The organism is Chelatococcus reniformis (genome assembly GCF_014640075.1).
Taxonomy (GTDB): Bacteria; Pseudomonadota; Alphaproteobacteria; order Rhizobiales; family Beijerinckiaceae; genus Camelimonas; species Camelimonas reniformis.
This window is the reverse complement of the sequence record NZ_BMGG01000002.1, coordinates 751659-770257: the sequence shown is the minus strand read 5'-3', so window position 1 is coordinate 770257 and position 18599 is coordinate 751659. Positions and strand designations below refer to the sequence as shown.

Sequence of the window (18599 nt, the reverse complement as noted above, 5' to 3'; positions counted from 1 at the left end):
ATCACCCGTGCATGGCTCGCGACGAAACCACCTCCGGCCAGGCGTCGGCGCCCGACGGGGCGCGCTCCGGACCGCCCAGGCCGGCGACCGCCGTCGCCGCCCAACTCGAGGCGGCGGTGTTCGCGTTGATCGACCGCCGCGGTCCCGGCAAGACGCTGGACCCGACCGAGGTGGCGCGCGCCGTCGGCGGGATGCATCCGGAAGGATGGGGCCCCCTGATGCAGCCCCTGCGACGGATTCTCGCGGCCTTGGCGAAGGATGGCCGGATTGTCATCTACCGCAAGGGCAAGCCGATCGATCCCGGCGATATCCGCGGCATCTACCGCATCGGCCGGGCGCCGCCGCCGTAGCCGCGGGCGGCGAGACGGGCCGCGAGACTCCTTGCTCGAGCGTTTTCGAGCGAAATGCTCTAGGCATCGCCGGGCGGCAACGTCCACCCGAGCAGCTTCGCCCAGGCTTCTGCTCCATCCATGATCACGTCGAACAACGGGTCCTTCACATCGTAGTAGCGGTCGGCGTCGTCAGGAAACCAATGGGCGAGCCGCTGTTTGATGAGCTGGTAGGACGCCGCCGTCACCGGGTGGGCGCGCAGATAGTCCCGGCACAGCAGCGGATAGCGCTGATTGAAGCGGCCGTTGATGCGGACGTGCAGGTTCGCCGGCCGTGCCATTCCTCGAAAGAAGCGCTTCTCGAGTTCGCTGGCGGCGATGTGGCGGCCGGCAGGCGCGTGGTCGGACTGCACGGGCAGCTTCGCATAGCTCAACGCGGCCAGACGATCCCCGTCGACATCGTCGAAGCCGCCGACAGTCGCCTGGACGTCGATGATATCCTTGGCGGCCATGCCGGGCACGGCTGTCGACCCGATATGATGAAATTGAGCGGATTCGGGAAAGGCGGACCGCAGGGAGGAAACGATCTCGCGATAATGGTTCAGCCAATCCGCGTTGTAGGCGACGAGAGCGATGCGGCCGAACGGATCGTCCGAACGTGATGCCGTTATCATGCAAGGCCCTCCTCAGTCGTGGCGCGCCGTCTCCTGGGCCGGAGCGGGAAAAAGGGCGTCGGTATAGCCGGCCAGTCGATAGCTGACGAGCCCGATCCACTCCTTGGCGGCGAGATCGGCAAGCCGCAGGCCGCTGGAGAAGGTCGCGAACGGCGACCAATCGGACAGCCGGCGCTTGGTGTGGAAGTCGACCGGGTAGGGGACGACATCGAAGCCGATCTGCCGGAAGATGCCCACCGAGCGCGGCATGTGGAAGGCCGAGGTGACGAGCAGCCAACGCTCGCCGGGCCGCGGCTTCACCGCTTCCTTGCTGAACACCGCATTCTCGCGCGTGTTGCGCGACCGATCCTCGTAGATGACGCGCGGCCCGTCGAGGCCCAGGGAGGCCATCAGCAGCCGCGAGGCGTCGGCCTCGATCTCGTCGTCGTCGAAGCGGAGCAACTGTCCGGTGCCACCGCTGAAGACGATGCGCACATCGGGAAAGCGGCGCGCCAGGGCCGCCGCGGCCGTCATCCGAGCACCGGCATCGTTGAGCTTGGGCTGGCCGCGGGCGAGATGCACGGACCCGCCGAGAACGATGATGCCGTCGATCCGGCCGAGGTCCTCGGCGGTGCGGGCCGGAAACCGGTCCTCCAGCCCCCGCATCATCAGCCGCGGCAGCGGGCTGGCGCCGAGGACGGCGAGGGCGAGCACGGCGGCCGCCGTCAGGCCGCCGCCCAGGCGGCGCCCTCCGAGCCGGCTCACCACCAGGCCCAGGACAGCCAGGACGATGAGCAGGTTCGACGGGGTGGCGAAGAACCAGAAGACCTTGGAAGCCGTAAAGAACATCGTCCGGCCGGTCGCCGCGCCGTCAGCGATGGCCGCTCATGTGTCCCACGTCGGTGCCCATGAGGGGCTGATGGTGCGCCCATCCCGGCGCCGCAGGGCGAAGATTGCGTCCATCTCCGCGGGGCCGAGCTCGAAGTCGAACACGGCGAGGTTCTCGGCGATGCGGGCCGGCGTCACCGATTTCGGCACGGCGACGACGCCCGGCTGTTGGATGTGCCAGCGCAGCACGATCTGGGCTGGTGTTCGCCCGTGCTGCTCGGCGATACGGACGATGGTGGCGTCCTGGAGCAGAGCGCCCCGACCGATGGGCGAATAGGAGGTGAACGCCATGCCGTAGGCGCGGCAGGCATTGATCACCGGCGTCTGGTCCAAATACGGGTGGTATTCGCACTGGTTGGTCGCCAACGGCTCGGCGGCGTGCCGGACGGCCTCGTCCATGAGCGCGACGGTGAAGTTGGATACGCCGATGTTCCGGGCGAGGCCCTCGCGCCGGACCGCGGACAGCCCGGCCATCGTGTCGGCGAGCGTATAGTCGGGGTTGGGCCAGTGGATCAGCAGCAGGTCGATGTATTCGAGGCCGAGCCGCTTGAGGCTCGCCTCGGCCGCTCGCTGCACGTCGTCCTTGCCGATCCGGTCGTACCAGACCTTGGTGGTCAGGAAAATCTCGCCCCGCGGCACGCCGGAGGCGCGCAGCGCCGCGCCGACCTGTTCCTCGTTGCGGTAGGCGGCGGCGGTATCGACATGGCGATAGCCGGTCCTCAATGCCGCCTCTACGGCACGTGCGCCCTCGTCGCCCGACGACTGCCAGGTGCCGAGCCCGAGGCACGGGATCGCGGCGCCGTTGGCGTGCACGTAGGGCTGGGTGTGGACGAGGGCGGCATCGGTCATGGGGCGAGGGCTCCCGGGGTCAGTTGGGCCGGTTGCGGAGGGCTTCCGCCTCCGCATAGAAGCGCTTCTCCCACTCCTTGTGGTTGTCGGCGCCCTCGCGGATGAACGGGGTGAAGACCGCGATGTTCAGGAGCAGCCAGTTGATCAGGTTGGCCGGGAAACGCAACGGCTTGACGAAATCGACGAACAGCACCACCCGCGTCTTGTCGGTGTGGTTCCACGCCTCGTGCTCATAGGCATCGTCGAAAATGAGCGCCTGGCCCTCCTCCCAATGGCACACCTGATCGGAGACCCGAATCGCGAGCTTGTCGCGCGGGCCGGGCACGATCAGTCCCAGATGCAGGCGGAGCACGCCGTTGTAGGGGCCGCGATGCGGGGCCAGATGCTTGCCCGGCTCGAAGATCGAGAACATGGCCGTCTTGAGGCCTGGGATCGTCTGCAGGACGCGCCAGGTCTGCGGGCATTGGGCGATGTTGCGGTCCGACGTGAGCCCGTAGCCGGCCAGGAAGAATGTCTTCCAGCCCGTGTCCTGGCTGATGGATTTCACGTCCGTCGAGATATCCTGGAACGTCGGCAGCTCGCTCTGGCGGACCATGACCTTGTCGAGCTCCGATCGGATGAGGTGCCACTGCTCCTCGATCCCGGCCACCCACGGGAAGGTCGCCTTGTCGTAGACCGGTGGGTTGCCGACCTTGGAGAAACGGAGGTTGAGGCGCTCGACGCGGGAGACCACGGCCATCAGTGCGCGCGTGATCAGGCTGGGCCGCTGCATGGCGGCAATGCCTTCGGTGCCGAAATTCTGCGCCGGTTCGGTCCGGGGCGACGGGGGTGTTGTCACTTGTTGGGTCACTTTCGACCTACATGCTCCCTGGATTGGCTCGGGCCGATGCGGCTAGCTACGACGTGCCTTTGTGGCAAGCAATGGGCGCGTCCCGCTCGCGGATGCTCACGGCCGGGCAAACGTCGCCAGCCAGAGGTCCTGCCGCGCCGTCTCCTGAAGCAGGCAATCGCCGCCCAACGGCCCCATGCCGGTGCCGCCCTCCTGGGAAGCTGCGCGGCGGAGCACTTGGCGTCGCGAAAGGCGATCCAGGCACGCTGGGTGGCGCGGATCAGGTCGGCTCCGGTCGTCGTGCGCACCGCGCCGTTGGGCGCCGTCCGAGTTGCTCGGCGCGCCGCCTCGCTGGTCAGCGCGACCGCGTAGTCGGCGTTGAGACGCTCGTCCCACGCGGCGATCTCGCGGCTGAGGCAGGCATTCATGCCGGCCGTGCTCTGGCCACCCGGCGCAGCCATGCAAGGGTCGGAGACGCGGCCGATGCACGCGTGCGCCTGGCCGACGGCGGCCGCGATGACGCAGGCATCGATGAGGGCCTTGTCCGCGGGCGTTGCGGCATCGCCCGCCAAGACCGCAGGCGCCGCCAGCCCGAGCGAGCAGACGACGCCGGCGCGCAGCAGCAGCTGGCTCATGGAGACCTCGGGGCGCTAGGGCATTTCCCGATCAGATGGAATCATCTGATCGGTTAGAAATGCTTCAGGTCTTTGAATCTGGAGCGCTTCTCCCTGCTCGGGTGGTTCCACCCGATAGGGAGCGCTCTAGGGGCGGCAGTCGGCCGCTGGGCCGAGCCGGCCCACCGAAGGAGGGCCCCCGTCAGCGGTCGACGCGCCGGTGGTGATATACCTTGCCGTGATGGTGGGCGCGCCGGCCGTGGTAGGTCCTATGGCCGTTGTGGCCCCGGTGGCGCACGTGGCCCCTGTCCGGCGCCCGCACGCTGTGCCGGACATGGGTCCGCGGCGAGACGCTGCGAACGCCCCCGACTGGCCGGCTGACGCGGTTGCCGGCCCTGGTGCCGTCGTCGACACCGCGGACGATGCCCTGCGCCTGCGCCGGGCCGGCGATGGGAAGGGCCACGAGAGCGGCGAAGGCCGCGGCGACGAGAATGCCGAATTTCATCAGGGAGTTCCTAGGCCTAAAGCGACGGGAGGACAATCCATGGGCTAATCGCAGGTTCCCCAAAAGCCGGCGGCCTCGGGCGGTCCTGCGATCAGCCTGTCCTGGTGATCAGGCAGCATTGATCAGGCGGACTTGGTGATCAGGCGGTCTTGGCGATCAGGCGGACTTGGCGAACAGCTCGCGGCCGATGAGCATCCGGCGGATCTCGCTGGTGCCGGCGCCGATCTCATAAAGCTTGGCGTCGCGCAGCAGGCGTCCGGTCGGATAGTCGTTGATGTAGCCATTGCCGCCGAGCAATTGGATGGCATCGAGCGCGCATTGCGTCGCCTTCTCGGCCGCGTAGAGAATGGCGCCGGCCGCATCCTCCCGGGTGGTCTCGCCCCGGTCGCACGCTTTGGCGACGGCATAGACGTAGGCGCGGCAGGCGTTCATCGCCACATACATGTCGGCGACCTTGCCCTGGACGAGCTGGAAGGTGCCGATCGGCTGGCCGAACTGCTTGCGCTCGTGCACGTAAGGCAGCACCACATCCAGACAGGCCTGCATGATGCCGAGCGGCCCCGCCGCCAGCACGGCGCGCTCGTAGTCGAGCCCCGACATCAGCACCTCGACGCCGCGGCCGACGGCGCCGAGCACGTTGTCCTCCGGCACCTCGCAGTCCTCGAACACGAGCTCGCCGGTATCGGAGCCGCGCATGCCCAGCTTGTCGAGCTTCTGGGCCGTTGAGAAGCCCTTCATACCCCGCTCCACCAGAAAGGCGGTGATGCCGCGCGGTCCCGCGTTGGGGTCGGTGCGGCCGTAGACGACCAGCGTCTCGGCGATCGGCCCGTTGGTGATCCAGAACTTGGTGCCATTCAGCACGAAGCGGTCGCCCCTGCGTTCGGCCCGCAGCTTCAGCGACACGACGTCTGAGCCGGCCCCGGCTTCGGACATGGCGAGCGCTCCCACGTGCTCACCGGACATCAGCTTGGGCAGGTACTTGCGCTTCTGGGCCTCGGTGCCGTTGCGGCGGATCTGATTGACGCACAGGTTGGAGTGGGCCCCGTAACTCAGGCCGACGGAGGCGGAGGCGCGGGAGATCTCCTCCATGGCGAGGCAGTGCTCCAGATAGCCGAGCCCCGAGCCGCCGTAATCCTCCTCCACCGTGACGCCGAGCAGCCCGAGCTCACCGAGTTTGGGCCACAGGTCGCGCGGGAACGTGTTGGTCTTGTCGATCGCGTCGGCCCGCGGCGCGATCTCGGCCTGGGCGAAGGCGGCAACGGTGTCGCGGATCTGGTCGGCGGTCTCGCCAAGGTCGAAATTAAAGGGCGGTGCGTTGGCGAGCATGGCGAACTCCTCTCCGGATTATAGAGGCCCGGCTCCCGGTCAGGGAGCAGCGGACCCGGCGCGGATGGGGCATGAAAAGCGGGCGGCAGGCAAGCCGTCTGCGCGGCTCAGAGGTCGCCGTTCATGAATTTCGTCCACATCTCGGCGGTGCCGAAGAAGACGTTCCGGTCGACGTTGCCCTTGATGCCGGGGACGCGGCCGGTGGTGGTGTACTGCCAGAAGTACCAGTGCCGGTCGTAGCGCTGCTGGGGCTCGGCGGCGGTGCTGCGGATCCACAGCGGGTATTCCTCGAAGCCGCCCTCCTGGAGCACATCCTTGAAGAAGTTCATGTCGGTGTAGATGATGGGCCGCTTGCCGGAGTGCTGGGCGAGCGCGGAGAGCATGACGCGCATCATCTCCAGCGCCTCGGCGCGCGGCACCCTCCTCGGGCAGGTCTTGGAATGGCCGTTCCATTCCACGTCGAGCACGGGCGGCAAGGCGTCCGGATCGGCCGGCAGATGCTTTTCGAACCAGGCGACCTGTTCGAGAGCCGGGCGGCACCAATAGACGAAATGGTAGCCGCCGCGGGCGATGCCGGCGGCCTTGGCGCCTGCCCAGTTGATCAGGAAGCGGTTGTCGAAGACGTCGCCGCCCTCCGTGACCTTGATGAAGACGAACTCGGTGCCGGCATCGCGGACGGCGTTCCAGTCGATGTTGCCCTGCCACTTGGAGACGTCGATGCCGTGGATCGGCAGCTTCATGGCCCCTGCGACGCCCGGATGCGGCTTGGCATCGCTCATCTTGCCATGCACCATCGGCCGCTCGGCGGCGCAGGCCGCGAGCGCGAGGCAGATCAGCGATGTCGCGATGGCGCGGGAGCGAGCGGTAACGCGGCGGCGGTTCATGCGTCGACGTTTCGGACGGAATGATTGAAGTTTGATTACGAAAGCCCAAACCACAAGGTCGCAATGCCGAGGAAAGCGAAGAAGCCCACAACGTCGGTGACCGTGGTCACGAACACGCCGGAGGAGACCGCCGGATCGGCGCGGTAGCGGTCGAGCACCAGCGGGATCAGGATGCCGCCGAGGGCGCCGGCCAGCATGTTGATCACCATGGCACAGCCGATCACCAGGCCCAGACCGATGCTGTCGAACCACAGGCTCGCGATCGCTCCCGTCAGCACGGCGAAGCCGAAGCCGTTCAGCATGCCCACACGCACCTCGCGCCAGACGACGCGTAGCGCGTTGGAGCGGGTCAGTTCCCGGGTGGCGAGGGCGCGCACCGCGACCGTCATCGTCTGGGTGGCGGCGTTGCCACCCTGGCTCGCGACGATCGGCGCCAGCACCGCGAGCGCGACCATCTGTTGCAGTTGGCCCTTAAACACGTCCAGAACGCTCGCGGCGACGAAGGCCGTCACGAGATTGACAAAAAGCCAGCTGAAGCGGCTGCGTGTAATGTACCAGACCGAGTCAGACAGCTCCTCCTCGCCGCGGACGCCGCCGAGCGCCTTCAGATCCTCGTCCGCTTCGTCCTGGATCACGTCGACGACGTCGTCGACCGTCATCACGCCGACGAGCCGGTCGCCGTCGTCAACAACGGGAACGGAGAGCATATTGTAGCGCTGCAGGAGCCGGGCCACATCCTCCTGGTCGTCGGTGGCGCGCACCCGGTGGCGATCTTCGCTGGCGAGCTCGCCGATGCGGGTGTTGCGCGAGGCGCGCAAGAGCTTGTCGAGCGGCACCGAGCCCACCAGGCGATAGCGCGGATCGACAACGAACAGCTCGGAAAAGGCTTCGGGCAGATCGGCCGTTTCGCGCAGGTAGCGTTGCGTCTGGTCGACACCCCAGAAGGGCGGGACGGCCACGAAGTCCGTCTGCATGCGGCGGCCGGCAGACTCCTCCGGGAAATCCAGAGACCGTTGCAGCGCGACGCGTTCAGGCGACGGCAGACGGTCGAGGATTTCGTCCTTTTCATCGCTATCGAGATCTTCGAGGATATAGACGGCATCATCGATGGGCAGTTCGGCCACACCTTCCACGATCGCATCCTGCGGCAGCTCCGCCAGGACCGCTTCGCGGACCGCATCGTCCACCTCCGTCAAGGCGGTGAAGTCGAAGCGCGATCCGAGCAGGAGGATGAACCGGGGGCGGTCGTCGGGCTCGAGCGCCTCGATGAGGGCGCCGACGTCAGCCTCGTGCAGGTCCTGGATCAGTTGCGCCAGCCCATCGCCGTCACTGCGCGAGACGGCGGCAGCGATCGCCGCGACGAAGGCAGGGTTGAGCTCCTCAGATTCGAGGCGGACGTTCGGAGCTGGAGGACGAGCGGAAGAGGCGGTGTCGACGTCCGTCATGGCCAGTCCCAGTGCGCGAGGTCGCGATCTTTTAGGGACCCCCGGCGACCATGACAAATTCACAGGCGCAGGACGATGCACGCGGAATCAACCGACGCTTGTGAGCGCTTTCCGCGCACGCTATACTATCCTTGACACAAAAAATCAGTGGGAATGGCAGGATTTGGCGGTTGCCACGGCCGATGGCCGGGCAAATGTCGCCGTAAGCGACGAAGTTTATCCTTTGCAAGAGTGATGTCGTATCCCTTATGCTTAGGGTTACACGGGAGTCGTGGGTTGGCATAGGTCACAAGGCCTATTGCTCTGTACCTCTAACGAGGTGATTTTCTTTTTTTCCTGCTTTAGTAATACAGGCCTTTCTCGATCGGCCGATGCGCAGGACTGAGTGACGTAAAGGAACCGTACGGATGCTGGATGACACGGCCGACCGCATCAAGCGTGTCTCGCGGCGACTATTTGCGCAGCGCGGGATTGATGGTGTCTCGGTTCGCGATATCGTATCGGCGGCTGGCGCGCGCAACAACGGATCGGTTCACTACTACTTCGGCTCGAAGGAGGCGCTCGTCCGTGAGCTGGTCGCCGATGGCGCAAAATTGGTGGACGAGCGTCGCCTCCAGGCGCTGAGCGAGTTCGAGCAGAGCGGCAAGGCGGTCGAGCTGCGTGACATCCTCCAGATTCTCGTGATGAGCACCATCGCCGCGGACGGGGAGGGGGACGACCATAGCTACGTCCGCTTCATCACCGTCCTGCAGATGAGCCATCGCAAGCTGTTCGTCGAGGCGTTGGAGAACCGCTGGACGGTCGGCTTCCGTCGCTGCCATGCGCATCTCAAGCGTCTGCTGCCCGACATCCCGGAGCCGCTGCTCAAGCAGCGATTGACGTTCCTCAGCCTGTATCTCGGCGCCGTGATCGCGGAGCGGGAAGCCAATCTCGATCAGCGCAAGCGCGGCAACAAGTGGTGGGGCTCGCGCACGGCGATCGACAACCTGCTCGACACCGCCATCGCCCTGTTGAGCAGCCCGCCCTCCACCGCAACCCTGGCCGAGGCGGCACGGCGCGAGCAAGGCGGCGCAGGAGGCCTGTCAGAGCAGGCGGCTATCAACCCCTTGCTGTTCAGCGCAGACAGCATCTGAGCGCCGGCCCCGATGGGCGCCCGGCCCCGCCTGATCAATCCAAGGCGCTGCCGCTCGGACGATCTCATCGGCGGCAAGCGCCCGGGTGGACACGAAGGCCCGCAGCTGGGATCGGCGTTCAGCCGCGACACGGGATCACGTTTTTTCGTTGTTGAGGCTTGCCCGGCCGTGTCGATCACGTCCGAGCGCGGCGACGATCACGCAAGAATAAGGCCGCCATCCACCGGGATGGTTTGGCCGACGACGTAGGCGGCCAGCGGCGAAGCCAGGAACAGGGCGACGCCTGCCATATCCTGCGGTGTGCCAAGCCGGCCCAGCGGAATCCCTCTGAGCGCGCCCTCGAGCCGCTCGGGGTTGGCCGTCGTAACCTTCGTCATCTTGGTGTCGACGAGGCCCGGCGCGATCCCGTTGACGCGAATTCCGTCGGCTGCCCACGCTTCGCCCAGGGTGCGGGTCAGGCCGAAGGCGCCCGTCTTGGAGGCGTTGTAGGCAGGATTGCCCTTGGTCGAATGGAACGCGGCCGTCGAGCTCACGATGATGAGCGATCCGCCGGCCGCTGCCAGCATGTCGTGGAACTTGGCGCTGCACGCCATCAGGCTGTTCAGGTTGACGTCGACCACCTTGCGAAAGCCATCGGTGGTGAATTCGCCGCGCTTGTAGATAACCTGACCCTGGGACAGCACCAGGACATCGAGCTTCGAGAACGGTGGCTGGTGCCCCTCGATGGCGGCGAAATCGGAGACGTCGACCCGGGCGTAGGTCAGCCCGGTCAGATCGGAGCCGTCGTCCGCGGAATAGTCGGCGGCGCCGGCCCTGGTGCCCCAGACGAAGACCGATGCGCCCCTTGCCCGAAAGGCCTGGGCGATGCCGTTGCCGATGCCGCTCGAGCCGCCCACGACGAGGACGTTCTTCCCGGAATAGTCGAGTTCGCTCATGGGCCGTTCCCTCGTCTGGGCCGGGCGCCAGCGCCCGCTCGGCCAGCCTCTAGAGGATGGCGCGCAAAAGTGAACCCACTCTGCACGTCTACTGGGTCGTGCGAGGCTTGCAAGGTATTCCTATGACCATTCAGGCGGATTTGACCTAACGCTTGTTTCGGTTAAGCATGCCCGCCCAACGATAAGAGCGCGACGGCCCCGCGTCCCGAGCGCTCAGAGGAAACGACGAGGGCTCCAGAGAATGATGATGCGTCCCTTCACGCTGGGCGTTTGCGCCCTTGCATGCGCCGTCGGATCGGCGTCGGCTGCCGAGAAGAAATACGGCCCCGGCGTCACCGACACGGAGATCAAGCTCGGCCAGACGATGCCCTACAGCGGCCCGGCTTCGGCCTACGGCGTGCTCGGCACGGTGGAACTGGCCTACTTCAAGCGGCTCAACGCGAAGGGCGGCATCAACGGCCGCAAGGTCAACCTGATCTCCCTCGATGATGGCTACAGCCCGCCCAAGACCGTGGAGCAGACACGCAAGCTGGTGGAGGACGAGGGCGTGCTGGCCATCTATGGCACCATTGGCACGCCAACCAATTCGGCCATCCACAAGTATCTCAACAGCAAGAAGGTGCCTCAGATCTTAATATCGACTGGCGCCGACAAGTGGAATGATCCAAAGAACTATCCTTGGACCATGGCGCTCTATCCATCCTACACGATGGAGGGGCGTATCTACGGCAAATACATCCTCCAGACCAAGCCCAATGCCAAGATCGCCATTCTCTCGCAGAACGACGATGCCGGGCGCGACTACGTCAGGGGCTTCAAGGAGGGGCTCGGCGACAAGGCCAAGTCCATGGTCGTCGCCGAGACGACCTACGAGGTCACCGATCCCACCGTCGATTCCCAGATCATCAAGCTCAAGGCCTCCGGCGCCGACACCATGTTCAACATGTCGACGCCCAAGTTTGGAGCACAGGCCATCAAGAAGGTGTACGAGCTCGGCTGGAAGCCGACGACCCTGCTGGTCAGCGTCGCGAGCTCGATCGCCGGCGTGCTCGAGCCGGCCGGCCTGGAGGCATCGCAAGGCGTGATCACCGCGGTATCGGCCAAGAGCGTCGGCGACCCGCTGTGGAACGATGATCCGGTGATGAAGGAATTCGTCAGCTTCATGAAGGAGATCGGCCAAGAGGGCAAGCTGACCGATGCCGGCGCGGTCACCGGCTACATCTCGGCCATCATGATGCATAAGCTGCTGGAAGCCTGCGGTGACGACCTCACGCGCGAGAACCTGATGAAGAAGGTCGCGAGCATCGACGAGCCAACGCTGCCGATGCTGCTGCCGGGCATCGGGGTCAAGACCACGCCGACCAATTTCAGCGCCTTTCACACGCTCCGTCTCCAGCGCTTCGAGGGCAAAGGCTACGTCCTGTTCGGCGACCCCATCACCGACTGACGCGGCGGGCGCGGGCCGCTGCGGTGGCTCGCGCCCAAGCCGGCGAGCGCTCGCTCGCGGCGACATTGACTGGCAGGAAAGTGAGGCGACATGACAATTCGTTCCGTGTTGGCCGGCGCCGGCGCCCTTGCGCTGGTGGCGAGCCCGGTGGCGGCCGCGCCCAAGCAGTACGGTCCCGGCGTCACCGACAGCGAGATCAAGCTCGGCCAGACCATGCCCTACAGCGGGCCGGCATCGACCTACGGCGTGACGGGCATGGTCGAGGGCGCGTTCTTCAAGGAGATCAACGACAAGGGCGGGATCAACGGGCGCCGGATCGACTTCATCAGCCTGGATGATGCCTATAGCCCGCCCAAGAGCCTGGAGCAGACCCGCCGGCTGGTGGAGCAGGAGGAGGTCTTCGCCATCTACGGCTCGCTCGGCACCGCGCCGAGCAGCGCCGTCCATAAGTACGCCAACGGCAAGAAGGTCCCGCACATCATGCTGTCGACCGGGGCCGTGAAGTGGAACGACCCGAAGGCCTATCCGTGGACCATGGCGTTCTATCCGCTCTACGACGCGGAGGGGGCCATCCATGCCCGCCACGTGCTGAGCGCGCGGCCGAACGGCAAGATCGCCATCCTGGCGCAGAACGACGATTCCGGCCGGGACTACGTCAGAGGCTTCAAGGAGGGCCTGGGCGACAAGGCCAAGACCATGATCGTCGCCGAGGCGACCTACGAGGTCACCGACCCCACCGTCGACTCGCAGATCCTCAAGCTCAAGGCCTCCGGCGCCGACGTGCTGTTCAACATGTCGACCCCCAAGTTCGCCGCCCAGGCCATCCGCAAGGTCCACGAGATCGATTGGAAACCGCTGCACATGCTGGTGTCGGTCGCCAACTCGGTGGGCGGCGTGATCAAGCCCGCCGGCTTCGACAAGGCGCAGGGCATCGTCACCGTTGCCTATTCCAAGGTGCCGCTGGATCCGCTCTGGAAGGACGATCCGGTCATGCAGGAGTACGCCGCCTTCATGAAGCGCAACGGCCTCGAAGGGCGCATGATCGAGTCGAGCGCGGTGCTGGGCTACATCTCGGCCCACATGATGGCGAAGCTGCTCGAGCGCTGCGGCGACGAGCTGACGCGCGAGAACCTCATGAAGCAGGTGGCGAGCATCGACGAGGCGACGTTGCCGATGCTGCTTCCGGGCATCTCCGTCAAGACCACGCCGGACAACTTCAGCGCCTTCCGCACCCTGCGCCTGCAACGGTTCGCGGGCGAAAGCTGGGAACTCTTCGGCGAGCCGATAACCGACTAGACGGACCGGGTCGCCGACGCACGGCTTCGCGGCCCGGCGCCCGACCGCGCGCACCGTGGATGGAGGACAGAATGGGCGAGATCACCAGCGGCGAGCGGCGGCTCACCACGGAAGAGCTGCAGGACCGGGCGGCCCGAGCGGCGTCCGGCTTCAAGGAACTGGGCATCGGGCAGGGTGATACGGTCGCGGTCTACCTGCGCAACGACCTCGCTTTCTTCGAGGCCAGCTTCGCCGCGGGCCTGCTCGGCGCCTACCCGGTGCCGGTGAACTGGCACTACACGGAAGCGGAAGCACGCTACCTGCTCGAGAACTGCGAGGCCAAGGCGGTGGTCATCCACGCCGACCTGCTGGAGCCGATCCGCGCGGCGATCCCGGCGGGCGTGGCGGTGTTCGTCGTCGAGACGCCGCCGGAGATCGCCGCAGCCTACGCCATTGCGCCCGAGCGCTGCCGGGTTCCGCCTGGCGCGACCGACTGGAGCACGTGGCTGGGCGCCCTTACGCCGCTCCCGCCGACGCCCATCGAGCCGCCGAGCACGATGATCTACACCTCCGGAACCACGGGCCATCCCAAGGGCGTGCGGCGCGCTCCGCCGACGCCGGAGCAGGCTCAGGGCTTCATCGTGGTGCTCGCCAAGGGCTTCGGCTTCGCCGACGACCTGGCGGATCCGAGCCGGATCGTCACCGTGGTGACGGGGCCGATGTACCATTCGGCCCCCAACGCCTACGGCACCATCGCGGCTCGGCTCGGCGGCAACGTCATCCTGCAGCCCCGCTATGACAGTGAAGACCTGCTCAAGCTGATCGAGACGCGTAAGGTGACGCACCTGCACATGGTGCCGATCATGTTCAACCGGCTGGTGAAGCTGCCCGACGACGTCAAGGCCAGGTACGACCTGTCGTCGCTCAAGTTCGTCATTCACGCCGCCGCGCCGGTGTCGCCGCCAATCAAGCGGCAGATGATCGAGTGGTGGGGACCGATCATCAACGAATACTACGGCGCGACCGAGACGGGCATCGTCACCCTGTGCAACTCGCAGGAGTGGCTCGCACACCCCGGCACGGTCGGGAAGGCGCTCGACTTCTCCACCGTCAAGATTCTGAGCGCGGATGGCCAGGAATTGCCGCAGGGCGAGATCGGGGAGGTGGCGGCGAAGACCCACATCATCTCCGATTTCACCTATCACGGCGACGATTCCAAGCGACAGGCCTCCGATCGCGGCGGCCTGTTTGCGCCCGGCGATGTCGGCTACCTCGATGCCGACGGCTTTCTCTACTTGTGCGACCGGGCCAAGGACATGGTCATCTCGGGCGGGGTGAACATCTATCCGGCCGAAATCGAGGCCGAGCTGCACAAGATGCCTGGCGTCGCGGACTGTGCCGTATTCGGCGTCCCCGACGACGAATACGGCGAGGCGCTGCTGGCCGTGGTGCAGCCGCAGCCGGGCGCCGATCTCACCGAGGCCGCGGTGCGGGGCTATCTACGCGAGCATGTTGCCGGCTACAAAGTGCCCAAGAAGGTCGAGTTCCTGGCCGACCTGCCGCGGGAGGATTCCGGCAAGATCTTCAAGCGCAAGCTGCGCGAGCCCTATTGGGAGGGCCTCGACCGGCGCATCTGAACGCCGTCCCTGCCACTGAACTGCCCCCGGTATCGAAGATCAACAACAAGGAGACCCACGTGACAGCCGAAGCATCCACGTCGAGCGCCGTCCTCGTCGAACGCGCCGCCGATCATATCGCGCTGGTGACCATCAACCGGCCCGAGGCGCGCAATGCAGTCAATGCGGCCGTCGCCCAAGGCCTGGAGAAGGCCGTGCGCGAGACCGAGGCGGATCCTGACATCTGGGTGGTCATTCTCACCGGTGCGGGCGAGCAGGCCTTCTGTGCCGGCGCCGACCTCAAGGCCGTGTCGTCCGGCCAGCGCTCCGGTATCTCCACCGAGGCGGGCGGCTTCGGCGGCTTCGTCCATATGCCGCGCAGCAAGGTATGGATCGCCGCCGTGAACGGCTTCGCCCTGGCCGGCGGCCTGGAGATCTCGCTTGCCTGCGACATGATCGTCGCCTCCGAGCGCGCCGCCTTCGGGCTTCCGGAGGTGTCGCGCGGGCTGGTCGCCGCGGCCGGGGGTATCTACCGCCTGCCGCGCGCGCTGCCCAAGGCCATCGCGCTGGAGCTCATCGCCACGGCCGGCCGCCTCGACGTGCAACGCGCCGCTGCCTACGGGCTGGTCAACCGTGTGGTGCCGCACGAGAAGCTCAAGGAGGAGGCGATCGCGCTGGCAGCCGCCATCTGCACCAACGCGCCGGTGGCGGTGCGCGAGAGCCTGAAGGTGGCGCGCCGGGCGTTCGATCTCTCCGATGCCGAGTTGCGGCGCGTGAGCGACGAGGCGTCCGAACGCAACGCCCGCACCGAAGATTTCCGTGAAGGGCCGTTGGCCTTCGTGGAGAAGCGAGCGCCGGTCTGGAAGGGACGCTGACCGCGATGCTCGTCGGCAGCTACATGTTCCCGAAGGCGGACGGAATCGTCTTCGGGAAGCCCTGGGCCGAGGCCATCGCGGAACATGTGGAGCGGCTCGGAAAGCGCCGGGTGCTGGCCGTGGTCAGCGGCTCCCTGGCTGCGGCGCAACCGCTCGAGGCGGGCTTGCGTCAGGCGCTCGGCGATCGGCTGATCGGGCTCACGTCCGGCGTCCGGGCCCATTCGCCGCGCGAGGACGTCGCCACCATCGCGGTCAAGGCGCGCGATCTCGCGGCGGATCTCCTGCTCGCCATCGGCGGCGGCTCGGTGATCGATGCGGCCAAGGTGGCGCAGCTCTGCCTCGCCACCGGCGCCCTCACGGTCGACGCCTTCGACGCGATCCAGGGGCAGGGCAGGGCGGTCCACGCCATGGAACTGCCCGTCCGCGTCCTCGCTGTGCCGAGCACCTTGTCCGGGGCCGAGTTCACGTCGTTTGCGGGGGTATCGGACACGGCCCGGCATCTCAAGCAGATGTACTATCACGAGCAGATGACGCCGCAGGTGGTGGTGCTCGATCCACGCGTCACCGTCGACACGCCGGCCGAGCTGTGGCTGTCCACCGGCATCCGCGCCGTCGACCACGCGGTCGAGGACATCTGTTCGATCAACAGCCAGCCGCTCGCCGACGCGGCATCGGCCCAGGCGCTGCAGCTGTTGGGGGGCGCCTTACCGCGCAACCGGGCGCAGCCGGCCGACCTCGATGCCCGCCTCGAGGCGATGATCGGGGTGTGGCTGTCGATGGTCGGTACCCAGGGCGGGGTGGAGAAGGGCGTCAGCCATGCCATCGGCCACGTGCTGGGCGGCAGCTTCGGCGTGCCGCACGGCATCACCTCGTGCATCACGCTGCCGCACGTGCTGCGCTGGAACAAGCCGGTCGACACGGGCCGTCAGGCCATGGTCGCCGCGGCTCTCGGCCGCGCGGGCGACGATGCGGGCGACGTCGTGGCCGACCTGATCATCGGCCTCGGCCTGCCGCATACCCTGCAGGCCATGGGCATCAAGCGCGAGGACCTGCCGCGCGTCGCCGAGCTGACGATGGGCGACCCGTGGACGCCCACCAATCCGCGCAGGATCGACGGCCCGAGCGACATCATGGCGATCCTCGAGCAGGCGTGGTGAGCCACGCCAACGGGCGCGCAGACGATCTGCGTCGTCCGGAGCCATTGAACGACAGCGGCACGCACAGAAGGATTTCCGCGTGAATCGATTTGCAGGCAAAGTAGCCGTCATCACCGGGTCGGCCTCTGGCATCGGCCATGCCACCGCGCGCCTGTTCGCCGAAGAGGGGGCGCAGATTCTGGCTGTCGACCGCCCCGGCAGCGGCATCGAGGACGCCCATGCGGGGGTGGCCGGGGTGACGGCGCTGGCCAAGAGCGTGGCCGACGACGACGCGCCCGACGCAATCGTCGGCGCCGCGCTCAAGGCCTTCGGCGGCATCGACATTCTGTTCAACAACGCCGGGGTCAGCCACCGCAGCCTTGCGGCGGAGACGGCGGATGCCGATTGGGACCGGCTGTTCGCCGTCAACGTGCGCGCCCCGTTCCGCGTCTGCCGCGCCGCGATCCCGGCGCTGCGCGAGCGGGCCGAGCAGAAGGGCCGGGCCCGCATCATCAACACGGCTTCGGTGATGGCCTTCGATACCGACATCGGGCTTGCCGCCTACACGGCGTCCAAGCACGCGGTCGCCGGGTTGACCAAGACTCTCGCGCTCGAGCTGGGCAAGTTCAAGATCACCGCGAACTTCCTGCTGCCGGGTGCGATTCAGACCGGCATGACGCAGGCTTCGTTCGCCGATCCCCATATCGCCGGGATCTGGGCCAAAAAGTCGGCACTGCGCCGCCTGGGCCAGCCCATCGACATGGCGCGCTCGGTGTTCCTGCTCGCCAGCGACGAGGCGGATTTCATCACCGGTCACGGCCTGATCGCCGATGGCGGGCTCACTCTGCGGACGTAAGATTCGTCGGACATAGGGTTCGGCGGACGTAGGATATGGAGAGGGCTGGTCGGATGCAGTTCAAGGTCGGAGACGCAACTGTGACCCGGGTCGTCGAGCTGGAGGCGACCGGCGGCAGCCGCTTTATCCTGCCCGATGCCACGCCCGACGAGGTGCAGAAGATCGGCTGGCTGGAGCCGCACTTCGCCGACGAGCGCGGCCGCCTCAAGATCGCCGTGCAGACGTTCGTCGTCAGGACGCCGGACGTGCTGATGCTGGTCGACACCGGCCTGGGCAACGGTAAGAGCGGTCGCAAGGTGCCCCATTGGAACGATCGCACCGAGCCGTTCCTGGAGAAGCTGGCCGAGGCGGGCGCCCCGGCGGCCGATGTCGACCTGGTGGTCAACACCCACCTGCACGTGGACCACGTCGGCTGGAACACGACGCGGCAGGGCGAGACGTGGGTGCCGACGTTCGCCAAGGCACGTCACATCATGGGCCGGACGGAGTTCGACTATTGGCGCGACCAGCAGGACGACGCCGAGCACCGCGCGGTCTTCGAGGACTCCGTTCGTCCCGTGGACGCGGCGGGCCTCGTCGACCTGGCCGATCCTGAGGACGAGATTGCGCCGGGCATCTCGCTCGTCGCGACCCCCGGACACAGCATCGGCCATCTCAGCCTGCTGATCCGGTCCAAGGGCGAGGAGTTGCTGCTCGGCGGTGACGTCATGCACCACCCCTGCCAGATCGCCCGGCCGGATTGGTCGTCGTCGGCCGACTACGACAAGAGCCAGTCCGCAGCGACGCGCCGGGCGCTGTTCGATCGCCTCGCGGCAGCCGGCACGCCGTTGCTCGGGGGGCACTTCACCGGCGCCGGCCGCGGCCGGGTGCAGCGGGACGGTGACGGCTTCAGGCTGGAGATCGCCTGAGTACACCGGCGCCGTGACAGGCTGATTCCACCCGGTCACGGCGCGTTCGCGGTCCGCCGTCTTTCGCGCGGCATTGTGATCGGCACGGCCGAGGTT

General features: G+C 66.9%; 19 protein-coding genes. 9 read left to right on the top strand and 10 right to left on the bottom strand.

The features are described from left to right. Positions 1–11: 11 nt before the first annotated feature. Positions 12–350: a DUF3253 domain-containing protein gene (locus IEW34_RS07940; protein ID WP_188608586.1), complete on the top strand. Its 339-nt coding sequence runs from the start codon at positions 12–14 to the stop codon at positions 348–350. 59 nt (positions 351–409) lie between these two features. On the opposite strand, the gene IEW34_RS07935 is transcribed toward IEW34_RS07940, so the two are convergent. From IEW34_RS07935 to mgtE, 9 genes are all read right to left on the bottom strand, one after another. Beyond that, the gene (locus tag IEW34_RS07935; RefSeq protein ID WP_188608585.1) at positions 410–1003 is read right to left on the bottom strand and encodes a GrpB family protein; all 594 of its coding nucleotides are present in this window, start codon (positions 1001–1003) and stop codon (positions 410–412) included. A gap of 12 nt (positions 1004–1015) precedes the next feature. Then, complete coding sequence (locus tag IEW34_RS07930) at positions 1016–1831, bottom strand: YdcF family protein (protein ID WP_188608584.1); 816 nt, start codon at positions 1829–1831, stop codon at positions 1016–1018. Positions 1832–1867: 36 nt separating this feature from the next. Continuing rightward, positions 1868–2719 carry an aldo/keto reductase gene (locus IEW34_RS07925; RefSeq protein ID WP_188608583.1) on the bottom strand — a complete coding sequence of 284 codons (852 nt, stop codon included), beginning with the start codon at positions 2717–2719 and terminating at the stop codon, positions 1868–1870. 19 nt (positions 2720–2738) lie between these two features. Then, positions 2739–3557 carry an ornithine lipid ester-linked acyl 2-hydroxylase OlsC gene (olsC, locus tag IEW34_RS07920; protein WP_244641855.1) on the bottom strand — a complete coding sequence of 273 codons (819 nt, stop codon included), beginning with the start codon at positions 3555–3557 and terminating at the stop codon, positions 2739–2741. Between the two features lie 8 nt (positions 3558–3565). Further along, entirely contained in the window at positions 3566–4183 is a 618-nt protein-coding gene (locus IEW34_RS07915) for a lysozyme inhibitor LprI family protein (protein ID WP_188608582.1), read from the bottom strand. Positions 4184–4364: 181 nt separating this feature from the next. Then, entirely contained in the window at positions 4365–4667 is a 303-nt protein-coding gene (locus IEW34_RS07910; RefSeq protein ID WP_188608581.1) for a hypothetical protein, read from the bottom strand. Between the two features lie 156 nt (positions 4668–4823). Then, a complete protein-coding gene (locus tag IEW34_RS07905; RefSeq protein ID WP_188608580.1) occupies positions 4824–5993 on the bottom strand; it encodes an isovaleryl-CoA dehydrogenase in 1170 nt (389 codons plus the stop codon). Positions 5994–6100: 107 nt separating this feature from the next. After that, positions 6101–6877: a glycoside hydrolase family 25 protein gene (locus IEW34_RS07900; RefSeq protein WP_188608579.1), complete on the bottom strand. Its 777-nt coding sequence runs from the start codon at positions 6875–6877 to the stop codon at positions 6101–6103. A 35-nt stretch (positions 6878–6912) separates the two neighbouring features. Continuing rightward, positions 6913–8322, bottom strand: coding sequence for a magnesium transporter (mgtE, locus tag IEW34_RS07895; RefSeq protein WP_188608578.1), 1410 nt, complete (start codon positions 8320–8322; stop codon positions 6913–6915). A gap of 407 nt (positions 8323–8729) precedes the next feature. On the opposite strand from mgtE, the gene IEW34_RS07890 reads away from it, so the two are divergent. Next, positions 8730–9455: a TetR/AcrR family transcriptional regulator gene (locus IEW34_RS07890; RefSeq protein ID WP_188608577.1), complete on the top strand. Its 726-nt coding sequence runs from the start codon at positions 8730–8732 to the stop codon at positions 9453–9455. Positions 9456–9652: 197 nt separating this feature from the next. Here IEW34_RS07890 and IEW34_RS07885 read toward each other — a convergent pair whose 3' ends face one another. After that, positions 9653–10390 (bottom strand): SDR family NAD(P)-dependent oxidoreductase, encoded by a 738-nt coding sequence (locus IEW34_RS07885; protein ID WP_188608576.1) that lies wholly within the window; start codon positions 10388–10390, stop codon positions 9653–9655. A 241-nt stretch (positions 10391–10631) separates the two neighbouring features. Here IEW34_RS07885 and IEW34_RS07880 point away from each other — a divergent pair, with 241 nt between their 5' ends. From IEW34_RS07880 to IEW34_RS07850, 7 genes are all read left to right on the top strand, one after another. After that, the gene (locus IEW34_RS07880; protein WP_373288188.1) at positions 10632–11837 is read left to right on the top strand and encodes an ABC transporter substrate-binding protein; all 1206 of its coding nucleotides are present in this window, start codon (positions 10632–10634) and stop codon (positions 11835–11837) included. 90 nt (positions 11838–11927) lie between these two features. Beyond that, positions 11928–13133: an ABC transporter substrate-binding protein gene (locus tag IEW34_RS07875; RefSeq protein ID WP_188608575.1), complete on the top strand. Its 1206-nt coding sequence runs from the start codon at positions 11928–11930 to the stop codon at positions 13131–13133. Between the two features lie 71 nt (positions 13134–13204). Then, on the top strand, positions 13205–14749 hold the full coding sequence (locus tag IEW34_RS07870) for an acyl-CoA synthetase (RefSeq protein WP_188608574.1): 1545 nt from the start codon (positions 13205–13207) through the stop codon (positions 14747–14749). 59 nt (positions 14750–14808) lie between these two features. Then, complete coding sequence (locus IEW34_RS07865; protein WP_188608573.1) at positions 14809–15603, top strand: enoyl-CoA hydratase-related protein; 795 nt, start codon at positions 14809–14811, stop codon at positions 15601–15603. Positions 15604–15608: 5 nt separating this feature from the next. Then, complete coding sequence (locus IEW34_RS07860) at positions 15609–16760, top strand: iron-containing alcohol dehydrogenase (RefSeq protein ID WP_188608572.1); 1152 nt, start codon at positions 15609–15611, stop codon at positions 16758–16760. Between the two features lie 79 nt (positions 16761–16839). Further along, the gene (locus tag IEW34_RS07855) at positions 16840–17595 is read left to right on the top strand and encodes an SDR family NAD(P)-dependent oxidoreductase (protein ID WP_188608571.1); all 756 of its coding nucleotides are present in this window, start codon (positions 16840–16842) and stop codon (positions 17593–17595) included. A 53-nt stretch (positions 17596–17648) separates the two neighbouring features. Beyond that, complete coding sequence (locus IEW34_RS07850; RefSeq protein ID WP_188608570.1) at positions 17649–18503, top strand: MBL fold metallo-hydrolase; 855 nt, start codon at positions 17649–17651, stop codon at positions 18501–18503. Positions 18504–18599: the final 96 nt, after the last annotated feature.